Below are 3,885 nucleotides of genomic sequence, written 5' to 3' on the forward strand. Positions count from 1 at the left end.
CGCCTGTGCCGGTCATCGAACGATCCCTGGGCGAACAGCAAAGGGTGAGTGGAAAGCCTCGCCGGCGTCGCTTAAGAAGGGGTCATGTTCAGGCTCGCGCATATTTCCGATGCTCATCTGGGACCGCTGCCCGATGTAACCTATCGCGACCTCGCGTCCAAGCGCGTGCTGGGCTATGTCAACTGGCAGCGCAACCGACGCCGGCATATGCATGATGCCGTCATCGACACGATCGTCGCCGACATCAAGGCGAACGCGCCGGACCATCTCGCCGTCACCGGAGACCTCGTCAACCTGGCGCTCGACGGCGAGATCGAGATGGCCAAGCACTGGCTGGAGACGCTCGGATCGCCGCACGACGTTTCCGTGGTCCCCGGCAATCACGATGCCTATGTGCCGGGCGCTTTCGACAAGGTCTGCCGGGCCTGGGCTCCCTGGATGACGGGCGACGGCGTCAACAGTCCGGTCGACCGCAATTCCTTTCCGTATCTGCGCGTGCGCGGCAATGTCGCGCTGATCGGCGTCACCACGGCGCGCGCCACCGCACCCTTCATGGCCAACGGCTTCTTCATGGAAGGGCAGGCCGAACGGCTCGGCAAGGTCCTCGATGATACGGTCAAACAGGGACTCTTCCGGATCAACATGATCCACCACCCGCCGGTGCGCGGCGCAGTACCGCAGCACAAGCGGCTGTTCGGCATTGCCCGGTTCCACAAGGTCGTCCGCCGGCATGGCGCGGAACTCGTCCTGCACGGTCACTCGCACCTGCCGTCCTTGTTCGCCATCGGTGCACGCGGGGCCAAGGTGCCGGTGGTAGGGGTCGCCGCCGCCGGCCAGGCGCCGGGTGGCAAACATCCGGCGGCGCAGTACAACATGTTCGAAATTAGTGGTGAAAGGGGCAACTGGCGCCTGCGCCTGACCCGGCGCGGGCTGACCGGACCGGCCATGCCGCCGTCGGACCTCCAAAGCATGGACCTTGACGTGCCGGCAGACGGGCGCCAACTCGTCAGAAGCTGATCTTCATCTGCATGATGCGGTCCCAGAACAAGACCAGCGAAACCGCCAGGCCGACAAGGGCGCCGGCGGCGATCAGGCCGAGGCCGGCGAAGAAGGTCGTCCAGCCGTTGCGGCCGGTTTCGGATCGGATGGGCGGCTCCGCTTCCTGGACCACGTGACGATGCAGGCCGGGAACGGCGCTTTCCATGCCGCCCTCCATCATGTGCTGCCGCTCGACGACACGTTCGGCCACGTAGCGCGTGACAGCATCGGCGACGGCTTTCATCTCGGTCGATTCAGCCAGCACCACGCGGCCGACGCGCGTGTCCTTGAGGAAGCGGTAGGTTCGGCGGTCGCGTCCCATGGCGACGTGGCTCACCGCATCGATCCATAGCCGCGGCTGCAGGCCCGACGAGACGGCGAAGTCGAAGCTGTCCATGTCAGCCGGGACATCGGCAAAGACGGAGGCAAGCTCGGCTGCCAGCAGATCGAGCCGCATGCGGTGCGCCTCGCGCATGTCGACAACCACGTCATCGCGGTCGGCGAAGGCGTTCTTGACGTCGCGTATGGCATCCGAAAGCTTTCGCGATGGCTCGATCGGGGTGATTATGTCGCCTGCATCCTTCATGGCGGCTGTCTCGCTGTTGGTTAACAGCGAGTTAACACAATCGCCGGCAAAATGCACTGAATGATAGCGCCGGTCAGCTTGCTGCCGCCCCGTACACCGGTCGTTGTCGCCTGGCCCGCCGTCGCGTGTTGCGACGCACGATCTCGGCAATCAGGTCCGGAGCCTCCTCGACCAGCATGTGACCCGCGTCAAGGACATGGTGCAGATGGAAATGCGACGGCAAGGCCTCGGCCTGCCCGACAGGCAGGAGCGGATCCTCCGCTCCCCAAACAACCATCACCGGCATGTCGAGCGCATCGAGCTGCGCTCGAGGGATGACACCTTGCCGCTCATCCTTGGTTATCGCGGCCGCCATATCGATCAAGGTCTGCAACTGGCCGGGCTGTTCGCGCATGAGGCAAAGCGCATCCACCACGTGGTCAGGCGGCACGCTGCGCGGGGCCGACATGGCCGCAAGGCTGGCGCGGATCTGCTTCCTGCCGGAAGCCGCCGCATAGCGGCGCAGCAGGGCTGCGTTGATCTCCGGGCCGAAGCCGCCGGGCGCCAACAGCGTGAGCGAAGCCACCCGGCCAGGATCGGCTAGCGCCATCAATGTCGCGATCGCGCCGCCCATGGAATGACCGACGAGATGGACCTTGGCCAGCTGACGGGCGGCAAGATCGGCGAGGATGGCCCGCGCGGCCGGCTTGGCCCCGCCCATGCCCTCGCATTGCAGCGAATGACCATGGCCCGGCAGATCGTAGGCCAATATTCTCGCTTCGGCCGCCAGCGGTGCCATGACGTCACGCCAGATCTCACGGCAGGCTCCAAAGCCATGCAGAAAGACGATCGTCTTCGGATCAGCGCCGGCCTCGACGGCATAAGGGAGTGGAAGCATGAAAAAAGGAGCGGTGAGCAGGCAGCAATCAGAAATTGTGGCTGAATTGCTCCTGATCCAGACCTGTGGCTAGTAAAATTTTCGCGACCGAAGCGCTCCGTCAGGCGCTCGACGTGGAAGCCCGTCCTAATAGGTGTCGGATCACAGCGTGATACTTCCGCTGCTGCGATCAGGTGGCCCAAACACGGGCGTAAGGTGTGCCTATGTCCTAGTCTTGATGCGATTCCGCAATTTCAGACGGAAAACCGCTTCACATTAACTAGGTCGGATTGCCGATCCCGGCGGCACGCAAGGATTGCACTAGCCGATCGGTGAGATCCGCGGGATATTTGCGGTCGACGAACGTCGCGCGCGGGTCGGCGGCGAATTTCGGGAATTCGGCGATGAGCTCGTTGGCAAGCTCGCCCGCCAGCTTGTCGCGGCCCGAAAGCCTGGCGCCGATCAGGCGCGCGGCCAGATAATGCGACTTGGATGCCGTCGTGCGCAGCGACTCGCTGGCGATGGCGGCCTTCTTCATATCGCCCTGCATGAAGGCGCCGACGAACAGGCCATAATCCCACCAGGTCGGATGGCCGCTGAAGGCCTCGACCGCGTGGCCCAGGATCGGCGTTCCCTCATCATACTTGCCGGCGAAGATCAGCCCATAGCCATAGGCGGCGGCCATGCCGAGATCATATGGGTTGAGTTCGTAGGCCTTGCGCGTCAAGCGGATCGCTTCGTCCGCGTTGCCGAGGCGCGAGTTGAGGTAGCCGAGGGCACGATGCGCGTGCGGGTTCATAGGCCCCATCTGAACGGCGCGGTGCGCAAGCGACATGGCCTTTTCGAGCGTCGCATCTGGCGGATAGGGATAGTGGGCGGTGACGGCCTCTCCATGAAGCGCGGCCAGTTCCGCATAGACGAGCGACGATTTGGTGCCGTCGGCGGCAAGCTTCTCCAGGCAGCGATACGCAACCTCGTGCGACTGGGCGTTCATGTCGAGAAAGTAGCGGTCGTCGAGCACCAGGCACCCGATCTGGCTGGTCCTGATGTCGCTCTGGTCGATGTAGCTGTAGATCGCGCCGGAAGCGGGAATGGTCGATGTCAGAAGGCTGGCGATGTTGCTTTCAACCGCGCCGGGCGCGGTTTCGGCCGATGTCAGGTTGCGCGACAGCAGAACCCGACCGGTCGCGACGCTTTGCAGCTCGACCGTGACGTCGCCGGCGGCGGGGCCGGGAACAATATCGAAGACGAAACTGATCGGGTCGGCCGATTGATCGCGCGTTGAATCCGGAGCGCGCCCGATGAAGTCGATGGTGTCGAAACCGGCAAGACCGGCGCGCAACGACGATGCGACGCGAGCTGCCTCTGCTCCATCGGCGTTCATGGCAATGTAGATGAGCGGCAA

The 3,885-nt window shown here is 64.0% G+C and carries 3 protein-coding genes and 1 pseudogene; 1 reads left to right on the forward strand and 3 read right to left on the reverse strand.

Features of this window, described 5'->3' with window-relative positions:
* Window positions 1-84 precede the first annotated feature (84 nt).
* The gene (locus EOA27_RS26415; RefSeq protein ID WP_127257641.1) at window positions 85-1,017 is read left to right on the forward strand and encodes a metallophosphoesterase; all 933 of its coding nucleotides are present in this window, start codon (window positions 85-87) and stop codon (window positions 1,015-1,017) included.
* Here EOA27_RS26415 and EOA27_RS26420 read toward each other — a convergent pair.
* From EOA27_RS26420 to EOA27_RS26430, 3 genes and pseudogenes are all read right to left on the reverse strand, one after another.
* Window positions 1,007-1,624: a hypothetical protein gene (locus tag EOA27_RS26420; RefSeq protein WP_126081590.1), complete on the reverse strand. Its 618-nt coding sequence runs from the start codon at window positions 1,622-1,624 to the stop codon at window positions 1,007-1,009. The two genes, EOA27_RS26415 and EOA27_RS26420, sit on opposite strands and share 11 nt — an antisense overlap.
* A 73-nt stretch (window positions 1,625-1,697) precedes the next feature.
* Window positions 1,698-2,501, reverse strand: coding sequence for an alpha/beta fold hydrolase (locus EOA27_RS26425; RefSeq protein WP_126081591.1), 804 nt, complete (start codon window positions 2,499-2,501; stop codon window positions 1,698-1,700).
* A gap of 259 nt (window positions 2,502-2,760) precedes the next feature.
* A pseudogene (locus tag EOA27_RS26430) lies at window positions 2,761-3,885 on the reverse strand (hypothetical protein); the annotation flags it as partial.

It is taken from the genome of Mesorhizobium sp. M2A.F.Ca.ET.037.01.1.1, from assembly GCF_003998075.1.
Lineage (GTDB): Bacteria > Pseudomonadota > Alphaproteobacteria > Rhizobiales > Rhizobiaceae > Mesorhizobium.

Bases quoted from the DNA above. Each gene is read 5' to 3' on its own strand.
- EOA27_RS26415 (WP_127257641.1), top strand. From the start codon at position 85: ATGTTCAGGCTCGCGCATATTTCCGATGCTCATCTGGGACCGCTGCCC.
- EOA27_RS26420 (WP_126081590.1), bottom strand. From the start codon at position 1,624: ATGAAGGATGCAGGCGACATAATCACCCCGATCGAGCCATCGCGAAAG.
- EOA27_RS26425 (WP_126081591.1), bottom strand. From the start codon at position 2,501: ATGCTTCCACTCCCTTATGCCGTCGAGGCCGGCGCTGATCCGAAGACG.